Raw genomic sequence first — 23,029 nt, 5'->3', positions numbered from 1 at the left:
GTTGCGGGGCCCTTCTGCCCCGGCCAGGTGATTAGCAAGAATGGTGCAAAACCGTAACTAGCCGTAATTACAGACCCTGAACTAAAGCGCCGCCAAAAAGCGGAAACCCGGTTTCCCCCTCAGCCCGCCTCTGGCCGCGCCAAGAGCGGGCTGCGGGATAATTTTTTATTAATTACAGCGAGTTAACCCGTTGAAACGCGGCTTCCTCCTGGGCCGGTGCCCCGACGGGCGCGTCGTGCTGGCGCAGACCCCGGGTCAGCCAGCCGTTCTTGTGGGGGGTGAGGATGGCCCATAGGCTGATCCAGGTAAGGCCCACCATCCAGAACAGGGCGTAGGGGAAGGCCCACAGGAAGTTGCTGTTGCGCTGGCGGATCACGTAGACCAGGGCGGGCAGGGAGCCGCCGATGGCCGCGCCCAGGAGCAGGTTCACCCCCATGACCCAGGGGCTGACCAGGATCACCCCCAGGGAGCCCAGCTTGAGCCACTCTCCGGCGGTCATGCGGAACAGGAAGATGAGCAGGTTCACCCGCGCGCCCAGGGCCGGGGTCTTGCGGAAGCGCCGGAAGATGAAGCCGGTCATCACCAGGGTTTCGCGCAGGTTGCTGCGCGCCCAGCGCAAAAACATGCGGCACAGGCCCTTGTAGCGCAGGGGCACCTTGGTCAACACCTCGGCCTTGCGGGCGAAAAGCACGTGATAGCCGTTCTTGAGCACGATGTTGGTCAGGGCGCGGTCCTCGCCGATGTTGGCCGGGCGGCCGAAGAACTGCTGGTTGAGCCAGCCCTCCAGATGGGGCCGCACCGCCTCCTCGCGGTAGGCCGAGAGGGCCCCGGGAGTGGTGATAACCGTGTTGATGCGGCTCTGGGCCGCGCGGATGAAGTCGAAGCTGAAAACGAAGCTCACCTCCATCATGCGCGGGATGATGCCTTCGCTCAGGTTGAGCACCCGCACGTTGCCCGCCACCGCGCCGCACACCGGGTCCTTGGCGATGGGGGTCACCAAGTGCCTGAGGGTGTCGGGCAGCACCTCGGAGTCGCTGTCCACCGTGACCAGCACGCTGCCCCGCGCCCGCTGGAAGCCCTGGTACAGGGCGTGGCGTTTGCCCCGGTTCTGGGGGCTCTTGATCAGCTCCACCAGCCCGCCCAGCTCCTGGCCGGCGGCCTGCATCCACTGCCAGGTGTCGTCCTGGGAGCCGTCGTCCACCGCGATGAGGTGCATCTTTTCCCTGGGGTAGTCGCTGGCCGCCAGGCTCCTGAGAGTGGCCAGCACCTGCTCTCCTTCGTTGTAGGCCGGCACCACCACGGTTATTTCGGGCAGCTCATGGTCCGCGCAGGGCTGGTGGTCCCGGTAGGTGAGGGCCAGGTAAATGCGCCACACCAGGGCGAATAGGGCGATGAGCAGGGAGAGGCGGGCCAGGCTGAGCCAGGGGGAGTCCTCCAGTTGGTGGCTTAGCATCTCCAGCTCGTCCAGAAAATCGTCGCCCATGAGCCAGGCGCCCACGCCCAGGGCGATCAGCGCGCCCAGGGTGGCCAGCTTGCCCAGCCCGGAGATTTTGCCGTTCAGAAAGCGCAGCAATTTAGTTATGACCGCGAAAAAGGTGACCATGAATCGATCCTGTGGTGTTGTTAAAGGGCCAAAAAGGCGGGCGCCCAGGCCCGCGCAGCCATGCCCTCACACAAGCAATCCCAGTGCCATCGCGTAAGGTGCTGATCCGACTCACAAACGGCGCAAGGCTTTTTCGCGGGGGAACCGGCGGTTCCCTGGCGGGGGCATGGTTTTACAGTGGGAAAAACGCCTTCCCGGCGCTACAATCCGCACTAAGAAGCCTGTATCCCTCAAGGGGTGGGAAATGAAATCATTGCTGGTGGCCACACCGGAGACCACGGTCAAGGCCAGCCTGCGCAAGGCCCTCAAGCACGGGGAACGGCTGGAAGACGCCGCCTCGGCCCAGGCCTGTCTGGACCTGCTGGGCCGCCGCCGTTTCGACCTAGCCCTGGTGGATATCGGCTTCATCACCTCCCTGCTTCCCGAGGGTGAGGAGCCCGACTACGCCGCGGCCCTGGAACGCTTCCGCCGCTCCGGGGGGCCTCCCCTCATCGTGCTCACCCCGCCGGAACGCATCCGCCAGACCGTGTCCGTGGTCAAGGCCGGGGCGGACAACTACCTCACCTACCCGGTGGACCCCCACGAGGTGGAGCTGGTCATGGCCGGGCTGGCCGACCGCAAGCGCATCGAGCAAGAGCTGGAGTATCTGCGCGAGAGCTTCTGGCGGGGCGAGGCCCAGGGCCTGGTGCGCACCCGCTCCCCGCTCATGCGCGAGGTCTACGAAAAGCTGGAGATGGTGGCCCCCACCCGAGCCACGGTGCTGATCACCGGCGAAACCGGCACGGGCAAGAGCATGCTGGCCCGGCTGATCCACATGCACTCCTCGCGCTCGGGCGGGCCCTTCGTGGCGGTGCACTGCGGCTCCATGCCCGACACCCTGGTGGAAAGCGAGCTCTTCGGCCACGAAAAGGGCTCCTTTACCGGGGCCGAGCGCCGCAAGCTGGGCAAGTTCCAGATCGCGGACAAGGGCACCATTTTCCTGGATGAGGTGGGCACCATCTCGCCCTCGGCCCAGATCAAGCTTTTGCAGGTATTGCAGGAAGGCTCCTTCTGCCGGGTGGGCGGGGAGTCGGACATCTCGGTGGACGTGCGGGTGGTGGCGGCCAGCAACGTGGACCTGGCCAAGAAGATCAGCGAGGGCGGCTTCCGCGACGACCTCTATTACCGGCTCAACGTCTTTGCCATCGAGCTGCCCCCCCTGCGGGCCCGCCGCGAGGACCTGCCCCTGCTGGTCAGCACTCCCCTGGAGCGGCTCAACCGCAACTACGGCAAAAACATCAGCGGGTTGGACGAGCAGGTTATGCAGGCGCTGGCCGCCTACGCCTGGCCGGGCAACATCCGCGAGCTGGAAAACCTCCTGGAGCGGGCCTACATCCTGGAGCGGGGCCGCCGCTTGTCCCCGGCCAGCTTCCCGGCCGACCTCATGGCCCTGGAGCACCCCGGCGAGGACTCCGAGCCCGGCGAAGGCCAGAGCCTGGCCGAGGCGCGCCGCCGGGCGGTGGAAGAGGTGGAGAGCCGCTATCTACGAGGCCTGTTGGCCGCCAAAAATGGCCGGATGGATCAGGCCGCCGCCCAGGCAGGCATCACCACCCGCCAGCTACGGAACCTGCTCACCAAGTACAGCCTCTCGGCCCGCGATTTCAAGTAGGCTTCCTCCAAGGGAAATTCTAGTTCCCCTTTGTTTTTTCCTGTCGGGCCCTACCGCTTAAATCCCCGCAAAAACAGACAGTTGCAATATGGCACATTGATTGCTCTTCCCCGGGCGAGACCTCGCTGCGTGGGAAAGGACACAAGGTGGGCGCCAAAGCCGCAATCCAAAAGATCACGGGGCTGGTCATCCCGGTGGAGTGGGACGACAAGGGCAAGGCGAAGGCCGTGGCCATCGCCGCCTTTGACGAGGCCACCTACCGGGTGGCGCCCGGCGGCCGGGGAGAGGAACTCCTGGGCCGCCTGAAGCGCGAGGTTACGGTCTGGGGCCGGGTGGAGTGCCTGGCTGAAGCAAAAACCATTTTGATCGAGAGGTTTGAGATGAGCAAAAGCAGCAAAGGCAAGATCACGGGCCTGGCCCTGGCGACGATGGTGAGCATGGCTCTGTGCGCCGCTCCGTTGGCCATGGCCGCCGAGCAGGCGGCTCCGGCCGCTCCCGCCGTGACCAAGGCGGCTCCGGCCAAGGCGGCCCCGGCCGCGAAGGCCAAGGGCATGAAGGCCGTGAAGGTCAACCCCAAGGTGCGCGTCCTGCAGGACGCCCTGAACGCCAACGGCGCCAAGCTGAAGGTGGACGGCGTATGGGGCAAAAAAACCAAGATGGCCTTGAAGCATTTCCAGAAGGCCAAGGGCCTGAAGGTCACCGGCAAGGTGGACAAGGCTACCAAGGCCGCCCTGGGCCTCAAGTAATCAAGGGAAACTCCCCGTCCGGGCCCTGCCCGGGCGGGGGGCCCGGCAAGACCAGCGCACCCGCTTGATAAACAGACATTTTTTGATCTCGACGAGGGTGACAGATGAAAAGCAGCGAAAACAGCGCCCACGCCCTGGAGCCTCCCCACCAAGGCTGGCCTGAAACCGGCCAGATCCCGCGGGCGATTCCGGCTATCGAGCCTTTTGCCCCGGACAAGGCCATCGTTTCCACGGGACGAAGCGCCGCGGCCTTCCGCCGCCGCCACTTCCCCGGCCTGCCCACCAGTCTTTGGAACGACTGGCACTGGCAGGTGCGCAACCGGGTCACCAGCCTGGCGGGCCTGTCCCGCTATCTGAAGCTGGCCCCGGCCGAGGAGCGGGCCTTCGCGACCTGCCCCGGCAAGCTGCCCCTGGGCATCACGCCCTATTATCTGTCCCTCATGGACCCGGTTGACCCGGCCGATCCCCTGCGCCGCACCATGGTGCCCACCTGGTTCGAGGCAGTGACCGGCCCCGGCGAGAGCTCCGACCCCCTGGGCGAGGACCACGACATGGCCGCCCCGGGTCTGGTGCACCGCTATCCCGACCGGGTGCTGTTTCTCTCCACCGGCTTTTGCGCGGCCTACTGCCGCTACTGCACCCGTTCGCGCATGGTGGGCCTGGTGGGCCATCAGAGCCACGGGCCGGTGCACAGCCGCGAGGCCATGGAACGGGCCATCGCCTATATCGAGGCCACGCCCTCGGTGCGCGACGTGCTCATTTCCGGCGGCGACCCGCTGACCATGGCCGACGACCGGCTGGAGTGGCTCTTGGGCCGCCTCAGGCGCATACCCCACGTGGAGGTGCTGCGCCTGGGCACCAAGACCCCGGCGGTGTTGCCCCAGCGCATAACCGCCGAGCTGGTGAAAAAGCTCAAACGCTATCACCCGCTGTTCATGAGCCTGCACTTCACCCACCCGGCGGAGCTGACCCCGGAGACGGCGCGGGCCTGCGCCCGTTTGGCCGACGCGGGCATCCCCCTGGGCAGCCAGACGGTGCTCCTGGCCGGGGTGAACGACTCGGTGGAGACCATGCGCAAGCTGATGCAGGGCCTTTTGAAGATGCGGGTGCGCCCCTACTATTTGTATCAGTGCGACCCCATCGTGGGCTCGTCCCACTTCCGCACCCCGGTGAGCAAGGGCCTGGAGATTATCAAGGGCCTTCGGGGCCACACCAGCGGCTATGCGGTGCCCACCTTTGTCATCGACGCCCCGGGCGGCGGCGGCAAGGTGGCCCTGTACCCCGAGGCAGTGGTGGGCAAAAACGGCAACGACCTGGTGTTGAAAAACTACGCGGGCGGGACCTACACCTATCCCGACTGCGGCGGCGACCTGGGCCCGGCGGCCTGCTGAAGGCGGCCAGGAAAGGAATAGGGCCATGCGCATTGGCCTTACCTACGATCTGCGCGCGGAATACCTGGAGCGCGGCTACAGCGAGGAGCAGGTGGCCGAGTTCGACAGCCCCCGCACCATCGAGGGCATCGAGCAGGCCCTGGCCTCGCTGGGCCATGACCCGGTGCGCATCGGCTCCCTGCCCTCGCTGGTGGCGAGCCTGTCTCAGGGCGAGCGCTGGGATCTGGTGTTCAACATCGCCGAGGGCCTGGGGCGCTACGGCCGCGAGGCCCTGGTGCCGGCCCTGCTGGAATACTACGGCCTGCCCTACACCTTCTCCGACCCCATGACCCTGAGCCTCACCCTGCACAAGGGCATGGCCAAGCGGGTGGTGCGCGACCTGGGCCTGGCCACGCCGGACTTCGCGGTGGTGGCCGAGCCCTCTCAGGCCGCGTCGGTCAACCTGGGCTGGCCCCTGTTCGCCAAGCCGGTGGCCGAGGGCACCGGGCGCGGGGTGGAGGCGGCCTCCAAGGTGACCGGCCGCGAGCAGCTCGCGGCGGTATGCGCCGAGCTCATCGCCCGCTACGGCCAGCCGGTATTGGTGGAGAGCTTCTTGCCCGGCCGGGAGTTCACGGTGGGCATCGTGGGCACCGGCCCCAAGGCGCGGATCATAGGGGTGATGGAGGTTCTCTTGCGCTCCGGGGCCGACGCGGAGGTCTATTCCTATCGCAACAAGGAAGAGTGCGAGAGCCTGGTGAGCTACCGCCGGGTGAAGGGCGCCATCGCCGGGGAGGCCGGCGAGCTGGCCCTGGCCTCTTGGCGCGGCCTGGAGTGCCGCGACGCCGGGCGGGTGGATCTGCGCTGCGACGCGGCGGGCAAGCCCTCCTTCCTGGAGGTGAACCCCCTGGCCGGGCTGCACCCCGAGCACTCGGACCTGCCCATCCTCTGCGGCCTGGTGGAGATGCCCTACGTGAAGCTCATCGAGCGCATCGTGGCCTCGGCCCTGGAGCGGCGGCTCATGGCGAGCCCCTGTCCGGCCCCGGGCCTGTACTGAGGCCAAAGCCGTGCGCGTGGCGGTTCTGCATGATGCGGTGGAAGCCGGGGCGCGGCCGGACCAGGAGGACAACCTGGTCCAGGCCCGCGAGGCGGCGGCCTGCCTCAAGGCCCTGGGCCATCTGCCCGAGCTGAGCGCCTGGGGCGGCTCGCCCGCCGAGAGCCTAGCGCGCCTGGCCGCCCTGCGCCCGGGTGCGGTGTTCAACCTGGTGGAGGAGCCCCTGGGCCGGGCCAGCCGCATCGCCTCGGTGCCCTATTTGCTTTCCAAGCGGGGCCTGAGCTTCACCGGGGCCGGAGGACGGGCCATGCTCCTCACCTCCCACAAGCTCCTGGCCAAGCGGGTCTTGCGCCGCGCGGGCCTGCCCACCCCGGCCTGGCGCAGCATCCGCGGCGAGGGCCGGGGCACGGCCAGCGGGCCCTGGCTCATCAAGTCGGTGTGGGAGCACGGTTCCCTGGGCATCGACCAAAGCTCCTTGGTGCGCCGGGGGGAGGCCCTGGCCAACGCCCTGGCCGCCAAGGCGGCCGAGCTGGGCGGCCCGGTGTTCGCCGAATCCTACGTGGAGGGCCGCGAGTTCAACCTGGCCCTGTTGGCCGGTCCCCGGGGTCCGCGCCTGCTGCCCCCGGCGGAGATCGTGTTCGACGGCTTCGCGGCCAACCAGCTCAAGGTGGTGGGTTACCGCGCCAAGTGGGAGGCGGGGTCTTTCGAGTATCACCACACCCCCCGCCGCTACGACTTCGGCCCGGACGACCAGTGGCTGCTCAGCGAGCTGGGCCGCCTGGCCAAGGCCTGCTGGTCCCTGTTCGGCCTGCGCGGCTGGGCCCGGGTGGACTTCCGGGTGGACCGCTTGGGCCGACCCTGGATTTTGGAAGTGAACGCCAATCCCTGTCTGGCCTCGGACGCGGGCTTCATGGCCGCGGCGGCCCAGGCGGGCATGGAGCAAAAGGCGGTGGTGGCGGCCATCCTGGACGATGCCCACCGCAAGTGAGTGTAAGCGAGTATGCAAGCGACCGCGCAAACCGGCGAGCTCTGGCGCGAGGAAGTTCTTCCCGGCGACTCCGAGATGGTGGAGCGCATAACCAGGGACAGCGGATTCTTCCGCCCCGACGAGGTGGCCGTGGCCGCCGAGCTGGCCAGCGAGCGCCTGGCCAGGGGCCTGGCCAGCGGCTACCATTTCATCTTCGCGCCCTCGGGCGCGGAGCTGGCGGGCTATGCCTGTTACGGGCCCATCGCCTGCACCACCGCCTCCTGGGATTTGTTTTGGATCGTGGTGGACAATGAGCGCCGGGGCGCGGGCCTGGGCAGCGCCTTGCTGGAGCTGGCCGAGCAACGCGCCGTGGGCATGGGCGGGGAGCGCATGTACGTGGAGACCTCCTCGCGGCCCCATTACCGCCCCACCCGCCATTTCTACCAGGCGCGGGGCTACGCCCCCCAGGCGGTGCTGGCCGATTTCTACGCCCCGGGCGACGACAAGGTGATTTACGTAAAAACGCTCACCCGGGGCTGGTACGGCCAGGACGGGCGCGAAGCCTACCGGGTCTAGAGGGGCCTGCGGGACGGCAGATTGGCAAGCCGGCGGCGACTTATTTAACGATACGTCACGGCAATATTGCCGTTTAAGTTAAGCTTTCGCAAAAAATTTGTAGGCAGACGCCTGTATAGTTATTTTCCGGCAACTTGTTGAGGTTTTTTGGATTATCGTGAATGTGAGAAAAGGACGGCTAGACGCCAAGGTAGGCAGCAGTTTGGGGTGATTCTGCCGCCCTGCCTGGCTTAGCAAGGATGCGCCTTTCCGGGTGGGCACCCGGAGGCTAAGGGCGCATCTGCATAAACTCATTTGTGGAGAACTGGTCAAATGAAAAAGTTGCTTATCATGGCTATGGCGGCCGTGATGGCGTTGGCGGTGGCGGTCCCGGCCCTGGCGGACGTGTCGCCCTCGACCTACACCTTCCAGATGGCCGCTCGTATGCTGACCGACATCGGCTGGCAGCAGAAAAGCGAAGAGCTCACCACCAACGGCTCCGACGCGGTGGGCTCCTGGTTCCTGAACATGCCTGGTCACAGCTACCTGCAGGCCCGCTTCTACAGCGTGGACAAAAACGTGGGTGGCCGTATCGAGCTCGGCCTTAAGAGCCTGCAGCCCGAAGCCAGCGTCAGCCTGCGTTATGCCTACGCCTATTGGCGTGTGGGCAACTGCCGTATCCTGGCTGGTCAGACCGACAACTGGTTCGGTTCCTTGGCCTACCACGTGCGTCAGTACGTCGGCCTGAACGAGAACGCTCACCTGTTGATGTTCGGCTGGGGCTTCCTGTGGCCTCACCGCGTGCCTCAGGTGCAGTTCACCTATAACACCGCCAAGTGGGGCGTCCAGTTCGCGCTGGAAGAGCCGCGCCAGAAGACCAACTACTTCGGCACCGGCACCGACAGCAGCTTCATGTTCCCCCGCGCCAGCGTGACCTTGATGTTCAAGTTCGGCGGCTTCATGGCTCACCCGGGCTTCAACTTCGTGAACCACAAGTATGAGTCCGGCAGCACCGGCGCCTTTGACGACAGCTACAACACCTGGGCCTTCGTGCTCCCGATCAAGTACACTGTCGGCGCCTTCACCCTAAAGTTCCAGGGCCACTACGGCGTGAACTTCGCGACTGAGTATCCCTTCTACCCCGTCGCCCTTACCCAGCCTTACCGCAACGGCATCACCACCGGCGGTATCGACGACACCACCATCTACGGTGGTATCCTGGCCGGCGAGTACAAGATCGGCAAGATCATGATCACCGGTGGCGTGGGCTACGAGAACTTCTCCAACGACGCCTGGTCCGGCAAGAACGGCTTCTCCAAGGACGAGAACGTCCGCATGGGCGCCTTCATCGCCGTGCCTTACCAGTTCACCAAGAACTTCGGTGTCCACCCCGAGTTCTCGTACTTCAACTACGGCGACAGCCCCCAGACCGGCAACGGCCAGGGCAACGAGTGGCTGCTGGGCGTGCAGTTCCGCTTCGTCTTCTAAGACAAGCTTAACCGCATAAATCACCCCGCAGGGGCCCGGCGCAGGCCGGGCCCCTTTTAACTCTTAGATGACATCAGGGCAGCATTAATAAACGGATCGTGCCGATGGCTTGGTCGTGGGGCCCTGAAACCGCGCCGCGTGCTTACCCAATGCTTACCCCATCAAAAAAGCGGCCACGGCCATTAGCCGTAACCGCCTAATATTCTTGGAGCCGGCGGGCGGATTCGAACCGTCGACCTGCTGATTACGAATCAGCTGCTCTACCCCTGAGCTACGCCGGCGTGGGAGGTATCTTACAAGGGCCCGGGCCGAAATGCGACCCGGGCCCTGGGCTGTTTTGGGTCGGGAGCCCTTTTTTCTTACGTACCCATGGTCCAGGAGTTGAGGTAGCGCTCCTGCTCCTCGGTGAGCTCGTCGATGTCCACGTTGAGCGCGGCCAGCTTGAGCTGGGCCACCTCGGCGTCGATGAACTCGGGCACCGGGTAGACCGTCTTTTCCAGGTCCGCCGCGTTGGCCTTCATGTAGGCGGCGCACAGGGCCTGGTTGGCGAAGCTCATGTCCATCACCGACGAGGGGTGCCCTTCGGCGGCGGCCAGGTTGATCAGGCGGCCTTCGCCGAGCACGTAGACCTGGTTGCCGTTGTTCATGGTGTGCTCCACCACGAAGTCGCGGATCTCGCGGGTCTGCTTGGTGATCTCGGCCAGGCCCTCCAGGTCCAGCTCCACGTTGAAGTGGCCGCTGTTGGCCACGATGGCCCCGTCCTTCATGGCCGCGAAGTGCTCCTGGCGGATCACGCCGATGTCGCCGGTGACGGTGCAGAAGAAGTCGCCGATCTTGGCCGCCTCGGCGATGGGCATCACCTGGTAGCCGTCCATCACCGCCTCCAGGGCCCTCAGCGGGTCCACCTCGGTGACGATGACCTTGGCCCCCAGGCCGTTGGCCCGCATGGCCACGCCGCGGCCGCACCAGCCGTAGCCGCAGACCACGAAGTAGCTCCCCGAGATCAGGCGGTTGGTGGCCCGGATGATGCCGTCTATGGTGCTCTGACCGGTGCCGTAGCGGTTGTCGAACAGGTGCTTGGTCATGGCGTCGTTGACCGCCACGATGGGATAGGCCAACACGCCGTCGGCGGCCATGGCCCGCAGGCGGATCACGCCGGTGGTGGTCTCCTCGGTGCCGCCGATGATGCCGCTGATCAGGTCCTTGCGCTCAGAGTGGATCTGGCTGACCAGGTCGGCCCCGTCGTCCATGGTGATGTTGGGCGCGGCGTCCAGCGTCGCATTGAGGTGCTGGTAGTAGGTCTCGGTGTCCTCGCCCTTGATGGCGTAGACGCTGATGCCCGAGTTCTCCACCAGGCTGGCGGCCACGTCGTCCTGGGTGGACAGGGGGTTGGAGGCGCAGATGACTACCTCGGCCCCGCCCGCCTTGAGGGTGTCGCAGAGGTTGGCGGTCTCGGTGGTCACGTGCAGGCAGGCGGCCAGGGTCACACCCTCCAGGGGCTTGTCCTTCTCGAAGCGCTCGCGAATCTGCTTGAGCACGGGCATGGAGCGGCCGGCCCACTCGATACGCAATTGACCTTTTTCGGCCAGGCCGCGATCGGCGATGTCACATTTCATTATTTAAGGCTCCGCCTCAGCAAGAGGTCTTGAGGTTGAAGAATTCCTTGATGGCCTCGGCCCGGTCGGCGACTTCCCAAGTGAAGCCCTCTTCCTCGCGGCCGAAGTGGCCGTAGGCCGCGGTGCGCTTGTACACCGGGCGCTTGAGGTTGAGCTGATGGATCATGGCCGCGGGCCTGAAGTCGAACAGCTTGGGCATGGCCGCCGAGAGCTTGTCCTCGTCCACCTTGCCGGTGCCGAAGGTGTTTACCAGGATGGAAACCGGCTCGGGCACGCCGATGGCGTAGGCCACCTGCACCTCGCACTTGTCGCACACCCCCGAGGCCACCAGGTTCTTGGCCGCGTAGCGGGCGTAGTAGGAGCCGGAGCGGTCCACCTTGGAGGGGTCCTTGCCGCTGAAGCAGCCGCCCCCGTGGCTGCCCTGGCCGCCGTAGGTGTCCACGATGATCTTGCGGCCGGTGAGCCCGCAGTCGCCGTGGGGGCCGCCGACCACGAAGCGGCCGGTGGTGTTGATGAACATCTTGGTGTCGCCGTCGAGCATCTCCAGGGGAAGCACCTTTTTGATCACCTCGTCGATGATGGCTTCCTTGAGCGTCTCGTATTTCACGTCCGGGCTGTGCTGGCTGGCGATGACCACCGCCTCCACCCGCTTGGGCATGCCGTTCTCGTACTGCAGGGTCACCTGACTCTTGCCGTCGGGCCGAAGGAAGCCCAGGGAGCCGTTCTTGCGGACCTTGGCCAGGCGGCGGGCCAGCAGATGGGCGAAGTGGATGGGCGCGGGCATCAGCTCCGGGGTCTCGGTGCAGGCAAAGCCGAACATGATTCCCTGGTCGCCGGCCCCCTGTTCGCCGAAGAGGCTGGTGTCGGCGGTGACGCCCTGGGAGATGTCGGGCGATTGCTTGTCGATGCTGGTGAGCACCGCGCAGGTCTCCCAGTCGAAGCCCATGGAGGAGTTGGTGTAGCCGATGCCCTTGATGGTGTTGCGCACCACCTCGGGGATGTCCACGTAGGTCTCGGTGGTTATCTCGCCGGCCACCATGGCCATGCCGGTGGTGACCAGGGTTTCGCAGGCAACGCGGCTCTCGGGGTCGTCCTTGAGCATGGCGTCCAAAATAGCGTCGGAGATCTGATCCGCGACCTTGTCCGGATGGCCCTCGGTCACCGATTCGCTGGAAAACAGGTAGTTGTCACCCATCCCGCAAGCCTCCTTCTGGATCGAATTATAGTAAGTACAAAAATTTATCCGCAGTACGGGGGGTTGTCAAGGAACGGAGCGCTTGCAAGGCGGCTAGAGGCCGGGGCAGATCGTACCGGGGGCGGCGGGGGCGGGGCGGGGCAAAGGCGAAGCCGCCCCCCAGCCGGGGAGCGGCGCCCGATATGTGGACGGCGGCCCGAAAGGGGCCGGCCGGAAAAGGCTTATTGAGCCACCCGGAGGCCGTGCTTTTCCTCGCGGGTGATCTTGGCGATCTTATTGTTGTCGTCCAACAGGATCGACAGGGGCTGGTGGGCGGCCAGCTCGGCCTCATCCAGCCAGCAGGAGGTGACGATGATGATCTTGTCGCCCACCTCGCCCTTGCGGGCGGCCGCGCCGTTGAGGCAGAACACGCCGCTGCCCCGGGGACCGGGGATGATGTAGGTCTCGAAGCGCTCCCCGTTGTTGATGTTGTAGACCGCGATCATCTCGTGGGGGATCATCTCGGCCGCGTCCATCAGGTCCTGGTCCACCGACAGGCTGCCCTCGTAGTGCAGCTCGGCTTCGGTTACCGTGGCGCGGTGCAATTTCGACTTGAACATATGACGTTGCATGATCGTCCTCAGTTAAGGGCGTCGTTATCGATCAAACGGGTGGAGCCCAGCCACACGGCCAGGGCCATGCGGGCCGGGCCGTCCAGGCGGCTCAGCGGGGACAACTGCTCGGCATCCACCACTTCCACATACTCCAGGCGCGCGCCCGGAGTCTGGTTTATCTCTTGGCTGGCGGCGGCGACAATGGCCGCCACGTCGGTTTCGCCCCCCACGGCCAGGGCGCGGGCCAGGTCCAGGGCCCGGCGCAGGCACAGGGCGTTCTCGCGCTCCTCGGGGCTCAGGTGCACGTTGCGGCTGCTCATGGCCAGGCCGTCGGCCTCGCGGTGAGTGGGCCGGCCGATGACCTCCAGGCCCATGTCCAGGTCGCGGGCCATGCGCTCAATCACCTTGAGCTGCTGGTAGTCCTTTTGGCCGAACACGGCCAGGTGGGGTTTCGCCGCGTTGAACAGCTTGGCCACCACGGTGGTCACGCCGTCGAAGTGGCCCGGCCGGTGGGCCCCGCAGAGGCCGCTGCTCAGGCCCTCCACGCTTATCTTGGTCGCGAAACCCTCGGGGTACATGGCCCCGGCGGTGGGGGCGTAGATTACGTCCACCCCGTGCTCCACGCACAGGGCGTAGTCCGCCTCCCAGGTGCGGGGGTAGGCGTCCAGGTCGTCGGCCCGGTCGAACTGCATGGGGTTGACGAAGATGCTCACCACCAATACGTCGCTGTGCTCGCGGGCGTAGTCCACCAGCGAGAGGTGGCCGGCATGCAGGGCGCCCATGGTGGGCACCAGGGACACACGTCTGCCCGCCGAGCGCGCCTGCTCGGAATAGGCCCGCATCTCATGGGGCGTACGTATTACGGTGATTTCGTTCGACAACGCTTTCCGTCCCGGTCGCTCCTGCGATCCAAGCGGTTGCAGCTTCGAGGCCTCCCCTATCCCGCGCCTTTGGTCCTGCCCGTAGCCTTATGGGCTCTCAAGCGGCCGCGCCGTCAAGGGATGGCCTGGGAATACGACGGCTTAATTGCTAACACAGGCCCGGGGGCCTGTCAAACGAAAGCTAACACCGAATTTGGGTGATGCAAGGGAATATGTTAGCCCCCCAGGTCTAGTCGAACGGCTTGAGCGCCACCTCCTGGCCGCCCTTGAGCTCCAAGGTGCGCTCCCGCTTCTGGTCCAGCAAATAGATGGCCTCGCTCTGGGGCACGAACTGGGGGTCGTAGACCTGATAGACCGAGCCGTCGGCGTTGCTGCGGGTGACGTAGGGGTCGCCCACCTGCTGCTGCCAGGAGCGGTTGATGTTGGCCTCCAGGCGGAAGCGCAACTCCTGGCGGCCGGGCGGGGCCAAAAACACCCGCCGGATGTCCACGCTGTAGCCGTCGGGCATATCGCCCTGGCCTTTTGCCAGGGGCAGGCGGAACCACTTGCCGTCCGGCTGCTTGATCTCCACCCTGAGGCCCCAGAAGGGCCCGGTGAAGCCATCGAAGCGCACCGCGCGGCCCGGGAAGGGCCCCTGGGCCTGCATGGCGCTCTGCACGCTCTGGGCGTCGAGGGTGCGCTTCACGCTCACCACCACCCGGGCCGGGTTGGGGCCGGGGTCGACGAAAGGCGGGGCGCAGGCCGCGATCAGGGCCAGGGCGGCCAGCAGCCAGATCAGGGACCAGGATTTAGGCGTCACGGGGAAACCTCCTCGCGCGATTGAAAACCCCCTACCCTTTAATTATGACACAGGTGTTCAGGCTGATGCGGCGGCCAGGGCGCGGGCCAGGGCCGCGAACTCGGCCAGGCTCAGGGTCTCGGCCCGGCGGGTGGGCTCGATGCCCGCCGCCTCCAGCAGGGCCAGGGCCCCCTCGCGGGGCATTTGCAGGCCCCCGGCCAGGCTGTTGGCCACGGTCTTGCGCCGCTGGCTGAAGGCGGCCTTGACCGCGCGGCTTAAGAACGCCTCGCCGCCGGGGCCGCCCAGGTCCGCCGCCGGGGCGGAGCGGGGGATGAGATGCACCACCGCGCTGGCCACCGCCGGACGGGGGAAAAACTGCCCCGGCCCCACCTCTTGGCCCGCGCGCACCTGGCACCACATCTGCACGAGCACCGACAGACGTCCCCAGTCCTTGCCGCCGGGGCCGCTGGCCAGGCGCACGGCCAGCTCCTTTTGCAGCATCAGGGTGGCGCCTTTCCACAGGGCGCGGTGTTCCAGCAGGTCGAACAAGAGCGGGCTGGAGATGCTGTAGGGCAAATTGCCCACCACCACCAGGGGGCCCTCCACCTCGGTGGCCAGGGCCTCCCAGTCCAAGCGCAAGGCGTCGGCCAGGCGGGCCTCCACGTTGCTGGCCCCGGCTTCGGTCAGCACTTCGCCCAGGGCCGCGAAGATGCCCCGGTCCACCTCCAGGGCGATGACCCGCTTGGCTTTGGCGGCCAGGGGCAGGGTCAGCGCACCCAGGCCCGCCCCGATCTCCAGCACGGTGTCCTCGGGCGCGATGCCCGCGCCCACCGCGATGGCCTCGGCGGTGGGGGGCTGGGTGAGGTAGTTCTGGCCGCGCTTCTTGCCCGCGCGCAGGCCGTGGGCCTTTAGTATGGCGGCGGGATGCATCAGGCGTCCGGCGGCAGGGCCCCGCCCCGGGGCAGGCGGCTGATGGCGTCGGCGGTGAGCGGCATGCGGCGGCCGGCCCGCAGGTGGTGGCAGCCCGCGGCCGCGATCATGGCCGCGTTGTCGGTGCAGAGGTTCAGGGGCGGCAGGGTGGCCCCCATGCCCGCCTCTTCGGCCGCCTGGGCCAGAGCGGCGCGCAGGCGCTGGTTGGCCGCCACCCCCCCGGCCAGGGCCAGGTGGTTCACCCCGTGCTGCTTGGCCGCGGCCAGGGTCTTCTTGACCAACACCTCCACCACCGCCTCCTGGAAGCCGGCGCAGAGGTCCTCGATGCGATAGTCCGCCCCCTGATTGGCCTCGCGGAAGCGCACCACCGCGCTCTTGAGCCCCGAGAAACTGAAGTCCAGGGTGCCGTCGTGCAGACGGGGACGGGGCAGCTGGATGGCCTTGGGGTCGCCTTGGGCGGCCATGCGGTCGATGATCACCCCGCCGGGATAGCCCAGGCCGTAGAGCTTGGCCACCTTGTCGAATGCCTCTCCCGCCGCGTCGTCCACCGTGCAGCCCAGCTCCTCTTGCCCCCCCGGCCCGCGCACCAGGAACAGGGAGGTGTGCCCCCCGCTCACCAAGAGCGCCAGGAAGGGATAGGGCGGGGGCTCCTCGCCCAGGGACAAGGCGGCCAGGTGGCCCTCCAGATGGCTGACCCCCACCAGGGGCAGCCCCCGGCTCCAGGCCAGGGCCTTGCCCAGGTTCAGGCCGATGAGTAGCGCGCCGATGAGCCCGGGCCCCTGGGTGACTGCCACGCCGGTTATGCCGTCCAGGGTGAGGCCCGCCTCGCTCAGCGCGGCGGAGACCACCGGGGCCAGATTTTCCAAATGGCGGCGGCTGGCCAGCTCGGGCACCACCCCGCCGAAGGGGGCGTGGTCCTTTACCTGGCTGGCCACCACGGAGGAAAGCACCCGGCGTCCGTCGGCCACCACGGCGGCGGCGGATTCGTCGCAGGAGCTTTCGATGCCCAGGACCAGACGGCCCGGGTCGTTGCTATTCGCTGCGTTGCCCACTAATGAATGCCACGGCCTCGGCCACGTCCTGGGCGCTGCCGCCGATAAAAGGCACCCGCTGGTGCAGGTCGGTGGGGTCCACCTCCAAGACCCGGCCCTCGCCGGTGGAGGCCGCGCCACCCGCCTGCTCCATGAGGTAGGCCATGGGGTTGCACTCGTAGAGCAGGCGCAGCTTGCCCCAGGGCTTCTTGGGGTCCTTGGAGTCGGCCGGATAGAGGAACACCCCGCCGTACAAGAGGGTGCGGTGGATGTCGGCCACCATGGAGCCGATGTAGCGCAGGGAGTAGACCGGCTTGTCGTCGGTCTTGGTGCGCAGGTAGCGGAAGTAGCTCTTGAGCCCCTCGCTCCAGTAGTCCCAATAGCCCATGTTGGCCGAGACTATCTTGCCGCGCGAAGGCACCTGGATGTCCGGGTGGCTGAGCAGGAACTCGCCCACCGAGGGGTCCAGGGTGAAGCCGGACACGCCGTTGCCCGTGGAGTAGACCAGCATGGTGGAGGAGCCGTAGAGCACGTAGCCCGCGGCCACCTGCTGGGTGCCGGGCTGCAAGAAGTCGGAAAGGTCGCACTCCGGGCCCTTGCTGCGCCGCTTGAGAATGCTGAAGATGGTGCCGATGGACACGTTGGCGTCGATGTTGGAGCTACCGTCCAGGGGATCGAAGGTGACGATGTAGTCGCCCAGGGTGCAGCCCCGGGGCGGCTCGATGGGGTCGGAGTCTTCCTCGGAGGCCAGCATGGCCACGTGGCCCGAGCGGTAGAGGCGGTCCACCATCAGGCTGTTGGCGAACTCGTCGAGCTTTTTCACCGTCTCGCCCTGCACGTTGCGCCGCCCGGTGCTGCCCAGGATGTCCACCAGCCCGGCCTTGTTCACCTCGCTGTTGATGATCTTGGCGGCCATGACGATCTCGTTGAGCAGGTGGGTGAAGGCGCCGGTGGCCCCGGCGTGGGCGCTCTGCTGGTCCAGGATGTGGTTGGTGATAGTTACGCCAGCGCTCGAATTCATGGCCGTCCTCCTTGCCCGGCGGCGCTCGCATCGCCGCTTGCCAATCAGGTGTGACCCTAATTTAACACAAAAGCCGCCCCTGGGCCGGTGGGCGAGTTCAGGGAGATACCACTAACAAAAAGGGCCGGGCCTCGCGCTGAGGCCCAGCCCCTTGGTCTCTATTTGATATAAGCCGCAGGCAGGAACCGGCCGCCGCAGCCTAGGCCATCTTACCCTGGAGGGTTTTAAACAATTTATAACGAATGCTGTCGCCCAGGGCCTGCCACGACGCCTCCAGCACGTCAAAGCTAACCCCCACGGTGCCCCAGCGGCTCTCGCCGTCGGAGGACTCCACCAGCACCCGCACCCGCGCCTCGGTGCCCGCGCTGCCCACCAGCACCCGCACCTTGTAGTCCACCAGCTTCATGGTGTTGAGCGCGGGGTAGAAGCGCGACAGGGCCTTTCTGATGGCGCGGTCCAGGGCGTTCACCGGGCCGTCGCCCATGGCCGCGGTGTGCTCCTCCACGCCCTCCACCTTCACCCGGACGGTGGCCTCGGAGGAAGGCGGCTTGGCCTCGGACTCCTTGTAGTCGGCCACGCGGAAGCCCAGGAGGTCGAAGAAGTGGCTGGGCCGCCCGCCCATGCGGCGGTTGACCAAGAGCTCCAGGGAGGCCTCGGCCGCCTCATAGGCGTAGCCCTCGTTCTCCCGCTCCTTGAGCTCGTCCAAGAGCTCCTTGATGCGGTGGTCGTCCGGGGACAGGTTGAAGCCCCAGTCGGCCAGCTTCTTGAGCAGCGCGGCGCGTCCGGCCAGGTCGCTGAGCAAATAGCGGCGGTTGTTGCCCACCAACTCGGGGGAGATGTGCTCGTACAGGGCCGGGTCCTTCTCCACCGCCGAGATGTGCAGGCCGCCCTTGTGGGAAAAGGCGCTGATACCCACGTAGGGAGCAAAAGCGGCGGGCGGCTGGTTGGCCTGCTCGCGGATGAAGCGGGCGGTGTCGGTTAGCCGCCGCAGATGGTCCTCGGGCAGGCACTGGTAGCCCATCTTGAGCTGCAAGGTGGGCACGATGGCGCAGAGGTCGGCGTTGCCGCAGCGCTCGCCCATGCCTCCGGTGGTGCCCTGTATCTGGCGCGCGCCCGCCTGCACGGCGGCCAGGGTGTTGGCCGTGGCCAGGTCGCCGTCGTTGTGGCAGTGGATGCCCAGGGTGACGCCGGGCAGGGCGGCGGCCACCTTGCCCACGCCTTCGGTGATCCAGGAAGGCAGGGAGCCGCCGTTGGTGTCGCAGAGCACCAGGGCCTCGGCCCCGGCTTCGGCGGCGGCGGTTAATACCGCCAAGGCGTAGGCCTCGTCCTGGGCCAGGCCGTCGAAGAAGTGCTCCGCGTCGAAGAACACCCGGCGTCCCGCCTCTTTCATATAGGCCACCGACGCCGCGATGATCTCCAGGTTGCGCTCCAGCTCGATACCCAGCTGGGCGGTGACGTGCTTGGACCAGGACTTGCCCACCAGGGCGCAGACCGGGGCCGGGGCCGCGATGAGGGCGGCCAGGTTGGGGTCGTTCTCCGGAGTGCGCTTGGCGTGATGGGTGGAACCGAAGGCCACCAGGACCGAGTTCTCGAGCTTTAGCTCGCCGGCCCGCTCGAAGAATTCCTGATCGCGGGGGTTGGAACCGGGCCAACCTCCCTCGATGTAGCTCACCCCCAGGCGGTCCAACTGGCGGGCCACCTTGAGCTTGTCCTCGGGGGTGAGGACGAATCCTTCGGCCTGGGTTCCGTCCCGGAGAGTGGTGTCGTAAAGTTCGATGACCGGGGCGTTACCAGACATAATTAGACCACGTCTTCTTTTTTAGGTGTGAGATCCTCGGCCAGGCCGAAAGTGTCATGCAGGGCGCGCACGGCCAGCTCGGTGTACTTCTCTTCGATGACGCAGGAAATCTTAATCTCGCTGGTGTTGATGGTGAGAATGTTGATGTTCTCCTCGGCCAGGGCCGCGAACATCCTGGTGGCCACGCCGGCGTGATTGCGCATGCCTATGCCGATGACGCTCACCTTGGCTATGCCGGTGTCGCCCAAAACCTCGGCCGCGCCGATCTCGTCGGCGGTCTTGCCCACTATGTCCATGGCCTGGTCGAAGTCGGTCTTGGGCACGGTGAAGGTAAGGTCGGTCTTGCCGTCGGCCGAGGTGTTCTGAATGATCACGTCCACCACGATGCCCGCCGCGCTAATGGGGATGAAGACCTTGCTGGCGATGCCGGGGGTGTCGGGCACGCCCTTGATGGTAATCCGGGCCTCGTTCTTGTTGTAGGCCACGCCGGAGATGATGAGCTTCTCGGTAATCTGGTCCTCGGGTACCACCATGGTGCCCTCCCGGTCGGTAAAGGTGGAACGTACGTGTATCTTGACTCCGAACTTGGCGGCGAACTCCACCGATCGGATGTCCAAAACCTTGGCCCCCAAAGAGGCCATCTCCAGCATCTCCTCGTAGGAGACGTAGCTGAGCTTGCGGGCCTCGGGCACCACGTTGGGATCGGTGGTGTAGACGCCCTCCACGTCGGTGTAGATCTCGCAGACGTCGGCCTTCAAGGCGGCGGCCAGGGCCACGGCGGTGGTGTCGCTGCCTCCGCGCCCCAGGGTGGTCACGTCGCCGCTGTCCCAGTCCAGGCCCTGGAAGCCGGCCACCACCACCACCTTGCCGTTGTTCAAAAACTCCTGGATGCGGGCGGTCTCCACGTCGGTGATGCGGGCCTTGCCGAACATGCGGTCGGTGAGGATGGCCGCCTGGAAGCCCAGAAGGGAGCGGGCCGGCAGGCCCATCTCGGTGGCGGCCATACAGAACAAGGCAACGGACTGCTGCTCGCCGGTGGCCATGAGCACGTCCAGCTCGCGGGCCCGGGGGCGGCTGCTGATCTCGTGGGCCAGTTTGATCAGGCCGTCGGTGACCCCGCTCATGGCCGAGAGCACCACCACCATCTGGTTGCCCGCCTCGGCCCGGGCCTTCACCTTGGCCGCCACGTTGCGTATCTTCTCGATGCTGCCCACCGAGGTGCCGCCGTACTTCTGCACTATCAAGGCCATGTGTTTATCCCGCGTTCAAACCCCGGCGCCTTCTAGCGCCCGTTGCAACGGTTCTATTATCTCCGCCGGCCCGCTGATGGCCGCGCGGCGCGTTTCGTCTTCCGCGGGCATCAGCTCCACCCGCACCGCCTCCGGCGGCCACAGGCCCGGCGCCCGCTCGGCCCATTCCACGGCCAGCACTCCGGCCGCCGCTTCCTCGAGCATCTCCAGCTCGGCCGCCTCGCCCGCCTCCAGGCGGTAGAGGTCGGCATGGAAAAAGTCCACCCGGCCGGGGTAGTGGTTCATCAGGGTGAAGGTGGGCGAGACGATGGCGTAGTCTTCGCTCACCCCCAGGCCCCGGGCCAGGCCGCGGGCCAACACCGTCTTGCCCGCCCCCAGGCGGCCTATCAAAAGAACCACGCCGCCCGGAGACAACAAGGCCCCCAGGCGCTGGCCCAGGGCCTCGGTGTCGGCCTCGTTTTTTAGTATCGTCTCCAGGCGGGCCAAGGGCCGCCCAATAACCAATGCCTTTACCACGGGTCTAGCCGCCTAGCAAGGGTCCGCGTCGTCGCCGTCTTCATCCAGGGGGTCCTCCAGGGCCGCGAAGGCCTCGGGCAGCCAGTCGGCCAGCTCGTCGGCGGCCAGGCCCCGCTGGCCGTACTCGGTGGAGGCCAGGTCGGCGGCCAGGCCATGCGCGTAGACCCCGGCCAGGGCCGCGGCCATGGCTTCCAGGCCCTGGGCCATGAGCCCGCCGATGATGCCCGAAAGCACGTCGCCGCTGCCCCCGCTGGCCAACAGCGGGTTGCCCGTGGGGTTGACCCAAGCCAGGCCGCCGGGCTCGGCCACGATGCTGCGCGCCCCCTTGAGCACCGCCACGCAGCTGCCCCGCGCGGCCAGGGCGCGGGCGGCGGCCAAGCGGTCGGCCTGCACCTGGGCGGTGGATATGCCCAGCAAACGGGCCGCCTCGCCGGGATGGGGGGTTATAACCACCTCGGACGCGCCGGGCCCCGCCTGGCCGAAGCCCTCGCTCAGGGCGTAGAGCCCGTCCGCATCCACCACCAGGGGAGTCTCGTTCTGGGCCCACAGGGCGCGGGCCAGCTCCAGGGAGCCTTCCTCGCGGCCCAGGCCCGGCCCCAGCACCACCGCGCTGCGCTCGGCGCACAGGGGGAGCACCGTGCCCAGGGCCTCGGGGCTCAGGCCGCCAGAGGCGCTCTCGGGCAGGGGCTGGCTCATGGGCGCGGTGAGCTTGGCCTCCACGATGGGGTTCAAGGAAGCGGGGATGCCCACCGTGACCAGGCCCGCCCCGGCGCGCAAGGCCCCCATGGCCGCCAAACAGGGCGCCCCGCTCTTGCCCGGGCTGCCGCCCAAGACCAACAGATGCCCGAAGGTGCCCTTGTGGCCGCCCACCGGGCGCAGGTTCAGCAGCGCGGCGGCCAGCTCGTCGCCCAGGAGGAAGCAGGCCGGGTCCAGCTCGTCGATCACCTTGGGCGGGATGGATATGTCGATGAGGTAAAGCTCGCCGCAGTGCTCCCCGCCGTCCAGGATCAGGCCCTGCTTGATCAGCCCGAAGGTGGCGGTGAGATCGGCCACCACCGCCTCGCCCAGGGGGGCCCCGGTGTCGGCCGAAAGGCCGGAGGGAATGTCCACCGCCATCACCGGCGCATCTAGAGAGTTAAGAAGCTCAATGGCCGCCCGGTAGCGCCCGGTCACTTCCTTGCTGAGCCCGGTGCCCAACAGCGCGTCGATGAACAGCTCGTGGGCCGCGATCTCCCCGGCCAGCTTGGCGAAGCTCTCCTCGTCCGGGCACTCCTTGACCGTGACCCCGCAGTTGAGCGCCACCTTGAGGTTCAGGGCCGCGTCGCCGGTGAGCTGGTCCTTCTTGGCCATGAGGTAGCAGTCGGCCTCGGCGCCCTGGTTGGCCAGGATGCGGGCCATGGCCAGGCCGTCGCCGCCGTTGTTGCCCCGGCCGCACAAGACGGCCACGCTCAGGCCCTCCACCTCGCCCAGCATGTCGCCGAGCACCTGCACCGCCCCCTGGGCGGCGTTTTCCATGAGCACCGCGCCCGGGAGGCCCACCTTGTCGATGGTCTCGCGGTCACAGGCCTGCATCTGCTCGGCGGTTACCAGAATCATGACTTCTCCAACACCACCACCGCCGCGGCATAGTCGCCCTCGTCGGTGAGGCTAACGAAACTGTTGCTTATGCCGGTCTCCTCGGCCCAGGCCTTGGCCCGGCCGTGCAAGACCAGCTCGGGCTTGCCCCGTGGGTCGTGGACCACCTCGATGTCGGTCCAGCCCAGACCCCGTTTGCCCAGACCATTCATGCCCAGGCCGGCGGCCTTGGAAAAGGCCTCCTTGGCCGCGAAGCGCAGGGCCAGGGCCGAAGCCTTGCCCGGGCGGCTCAGGCAGAGCTTCTGCTCATAGGCCGTGAAGCAGCGGGCCAAAAAGCGCTCGCCATGGCGCTCCAGGGCCCGGCCGATGCGCTCCACCTTGGCCAGGTCCAGCCCCAGGCCGTAGATCACGCCGCGC

The 23,029-nt window shown here is 67.0% G+C and carries 21 protein-coding genes and 1 tRNA gene; 7 read left to right on the top strand and 15 right to left on the bottom strand.

All coding sequences use genetic code 11. The features are described 5' to 3' along the window. Positions 1–172: 172 nt before the first annotated feature. Complete coding sequence (locus KQH53_18560; GenBank protein ID MCB2228685.1) at positions 173–1,603, bottom strand: glycosyltransferase; 1,431 nt, start codon at positions 1,601–1,603, stop codon at positions 173–175. Between the two features lie 244 nt (positions 1,604–1,847). Here KQH53_18560 and KQH53_18555 point away from each other — a divergent pair, with 244 nt between their 5' ends. The 7 genes from KQH53_18555 (at position 1,848) to KQH53_18525 (ending at position 9,428) form a co-directional block, all read left to right on the top strand. Further along, positions 1,848–3,251 (top strand): sigma-54 dependent transcriptional regulator, encoded by a 1,404-nt coding sequence (locus tag KQH53_18555; protein MCB2228684.1) that lies wholly within the window; start codon positions 1,848–1,850, stop codon positions 3,249–3,251. A 146-nt stretch (positions 3,252–3,397) separates the two neighbouring features. Next, positions 3,398–3,997, top strand: a complete 600-nt coding sequence (locus KQH53_18550) for a peptidoglycan-binding protein (protein ID MCB2228683.1) — start codon at positions 3,398–3,400, stop codon at positions 3,995–3,997. Between the two features lie 104 nt (positions 3,998–4,101). After that, complete coding sequence (locus KQH53_18545; protein MCB2228682.1) at positions 4,102–5,388, top strand: KamA family radical SAM protein; 1,287 nt, start codon at positions 4,102–4,104, stop codon at positions 5,386–5,388. 25 nt (positions 5,389–5,413) lie between these two features. Further along, a complete protein-coding gene (locus KQH53_18540; GenBank protein MCB2228681.1) occupies positions 5,414–6,421 on the top strand; it encodes a D-alanine--D-alanine ligase in 1,008 nt (335 codons plus the stop codon). Between the two features lie 10 nt (positions 6,422–6,431). Further along, complete coding sequence (locus tag KQH53_18535; protein MCB2228680.1) at positions 6,432–7,406, top strand: hypothetical protein; 975 nt, start codon at positions 6,432–6,434, stop codon at positions 7,404–7,406. Between the two features lie 12 nt (positions 7,407–7,418). Next, on the top strand, positions 7,419–7,961 hold the full coding sequence (locus KQH53_18530; protein ID MCB2228679.1) for a GNAT family N-acetyltransferase: 543 nt from the start codon (positions 7,419–7,421) through the stop codon (positions 7,959–7,961). Between the two features lie 312 nt (positions 7,962–8,273). After that, positions 8,274–9,428 (top strand): hypothetical protein, encoded by a 1,155-nt coding sequence (locus KQH53_18525; protein ID MCB2228678.1) that lies wholly within the window; start codon positions 8,274–8,276, stop codon positions 9,426–9,428. Positions 9,429–9,634: 206 nt separating this feature from the next. Here KQH53_18525 and KQH53_18520 read toward each other — a convergent pair. From KQH53_18520 to acpS, 14 genes are all read right to left on the bottom strand, one after another. Next, positions 9,635–9,709 (bottom strand) — tRNA-Thr (locus tag KQH53_18520). Between the two features lie 78 nt (positions 9,710–9,787). Then, positions 9,788–11,044, bottom strand: coding sequence for an adenosylhomocysteinase (ahcY, locus tag KQH53_18515; protein ID MCB2228677.1), 1,257 nt, complete (start codon positions 11,042–11,044; stop codon positions 9,788–9,790). A gap of 16 nt (positions 11,045–11,060) precedes the next feature. After that, the gene (gene metK, locus KQH53_18510; GenBank protein ID MCB2228676.1) at positions 11,061–12,239 is read right to left on the bottom strand and encodes a methionine adenosyltransferase; all 1,179 of its coding nucleotides are present in this window, start codon (positions 12,237–12,239) and stop codon (positions 11,061–11,063) included. 221 nt (positions 12,240–12,460) lie between these two features. Next, positions 12,461–12,850, bottom strand: coding sequence for an aspartate 1-decarboxylase (locus KQH53_18505; GenBank protein ID MCB2228675.1), 390 nt, complete (start codon positions 12,848–12,850; stop codon positions 12,461–12,463). An 8-nt stretch (positions 12,851–12,858) separates the two neighbouring features. Then, complete coding sequence (gene panC, locus KQH53_18500; protein MCB2228674.1) at positions 12,859–13,713, bottom strand: pantoate--beta-alanine ligase; 855 nt, start codon at positions 13,711–13,713, stop codon at positions 12,859–12,861. 229 nt (positions 13,714–13,942) lie between these two features. Further along, positions 13,943–14,512: a hypothetical protein gene (locus KQH53_18495; GenBank protein ID MCB2228673.1), complete on the bottom strand. Its 570-nt coding sequence runs from the start codon at positions 14,510–14,512 to the stop codon at positions 13,943–13,945. Positions 14,513–14,569: 57 nt separating this feature from the next. Next, entirely contained in the window at positions 14,570–15,421 is an 852-nt protein-coding gene (rsmA, locus tag KQH53_18490; GenBank protein MCB2228672.1) for a 16S rRNA (adenine(1518)-N(6)/adenine(1519)-N(6))-dimethyltransferase RsmA, read from the bottom strand. After that, complete coding sequence (gene tsaD, locus KQH53_18485; GenBank protein ID MCB2228671.1) at positions 15,421–16,473, bottom strand: tRNA (adenosine(37)-N6)-threonylcarbamoyltransferase complex transferase subunit TsaD; 1,053 nt, start codon at positions 16,471–16,473, stop codon at positions 15,421–15,423. Before tsaD ends, rsmA begins: the two co-directional genes overlap by 1 nt. Further along, positions 16,454–17,473: a class 1 fructose-bisphosphatase gene (gene fbp / locus KQH53_18480; GenBank protein MCB2228670.1), complete on the bottom strand. Its 1,020-nt coding sequence runs from the start codon at positions 17,471–17,473 to the stop codon at positions 16,454–16,456. Before fbp ends, tsaD begins: the two co-directional genes overlap by 20 nt. Positions 17,474–17,672: 199 nt before the next feature. Continuing rightward, on the bottom strand, positions 17,673–19,271 hold the full coding sequence (cimA, locus tag KQH53_18475) for a citramalate synthase (protein ID MCB2228669.1): 1,599 nt from the start codon (positions 19,269–19,271) through the stop codon (positions 17,673–17,675). Positions 19,272–19,273: 2 nt separating this feature from the next. After that, positions 19,274–20,521 carry an aspartate kinase gene (locus tag KQH53_18470; GenBank protein ID MCB2228668.1) on the bottom strand — a complete coding sequence of 416 codons (1,248 nt, stop codon included), beginning with the start codon at positions 20,519–20,521 and terminating at the stop codon, positions 19,274–19,276. A 15-nt stretch (positions 20,522–20,536) separates the two neighbouring features. Beyond that, a complete protein-coding gene (gene tsaE / locus KQH53_18465) occupies positions 20,537–21,037 on the bottom strand; it encodes a tRNA (adenosine(37)-N6)-threonylcarbamoyltransferase complex ATPase subunit type 1 TsaE (GenBank protein ID MCB2228667.1) in 501 nt (166 codons plus the stop codon). A gap of 12 nt (positions 21,038–21,049) precedes the next feature. Further along, complete coding sequence (locus KQH53_18460; GenBank protein MCB2228666.1) at positions 21,050–22,633, bottom strand: NAD(P)H-hydrate dehydratase; 1,584 nt, start codon at positions 22,631–22,633, stop codon at positions 21,050–21,052. Next, complete coding sequence (gene acpS / locus KQH53_18455; GenBank protein ID MCB2228665.1) at positions 22,630–23,022, bottom strand: holo-ACP synthase; 393 nt, start codon at positions 23,020–23,022, stop codon at positions 22,630–22,632. The genes KQH53_18460 and acpS overlap by 4 nt, the downstream gene beginning before the upstream one ends. Between the last annotated feature and the right edge of the window lie 7 nt (positions 23,023–23,029).

It is taken from the genome of Desulfarculaceae bacterium, from assembly GCA_020444545.1.
Classification (GTDB): domain Bacteria; phylum Desulfobacterota; class Desulfarculia; order Desulfarculales; family Desulfarculaceae; genus Desulfoferula.
This window is presented reverse-complemented; position numbering and strand designations above follow the sequence as displayed.

Excerpts from the sequence above, each read along its gene's own strand:
- KQH53_18460 (MCB2228666.1), bottom strand. The coding sequence starts at position 22,633 with ATGATTCTGGTAACCGCCGAGCAGATGCAGGCCTGTGACCGCGAGACC.
- fbp (MCB2228670.1), bottom strand. The coding sequence starts at position 17,473 with ATGAATTCGAGCGCTGGCGTAACTATCACCAACCACATCCTGGACCAG.
- KQH53_18540 (MCB2228681.1), top strand. The coding sequence starts at position 5,414 with ATGCGCATTGGCCTTACCTACGATCTGCGCGCGGAATACCTGGAGCGC.
- KQH53_18560 (MCB2228685.1), bottom strand. The coding sequence starts at position 1,603 with ATGGTCACCTTTTTCGCGGTCATAACTAAATTGCTGCGCTTTCTGAAC.
- KQH53_18525 (MCB2228678.1), top strand. The coding sequence starts at position 8,274 with ATGAAAAAGTTGCTTATCATGGCTATGGCGGCCGTGATGGCGTTGGCG.
- KQH53_18545 (MCB2228682.1), top strand. The coding sequence starts at position 4,102 with ATGAAAAGCAGCGAAAACAGCGCCCACGCCCTGGAGCCTCCCCACCAA.
- KQH53_18505 (MCB2228675.1), bottom strand. The coding sequence starts at position 12,850 with ATGCAACGTCATATGTTCAAGTCGAAATTGCACCGCGCCACGGTAACC.
- KQH53_18470 (MCB2228668.1), bottom strand. The coding sequence starts at position 20,521 with ATGGCCTTGATAGTGCAGAAGTACGGCGGCACCTCGGTGGGCAGCATC.
- ahcY (MCB2228677.1), bottom strand. The coding sequence starts at position 11,044 with ATGAAATGTGACATCGCCGATCGCGGCCTGGCCGAAAAAGGTCAATTG.
- cimA (MCB2228669.1), bottom strand. The coding sequence starts at position 19,271 with ATGTCTGGTAACGCCCCGGTCATCGAACTTTACGACACCACTCTCCGG.
- KQH53_18530 (MCB2228679.1), top strand. The coding sequence starts at position 7,419 with ATGCAAGCGACCGCGCAAACCGGCGAGCTCTGGCGCGAGGAAGTTCTT.
- rsmA (MCB2228672.1), bottom strand. The coding sequence starts at position 15,421 with ATGCATCCCGCCGCCATACTAAAGGCCCACGGCCTGCGCGCGGGCAAG.
- metK (MCB2228676.1), bottom strand. The coding sequence starts at position 12,239 with ATGGGTGACAACTACCTGTTTTCCAGCGAATCGGTGACCGAGGGCCAT.
- KQH53_18555 (MCB2228684.1), top strand. The coding sequence starts at position 1,848 with ATGAAATCATTGCTGGTGGCCACACCGGAGACCACGGTCAAGGCCAGC.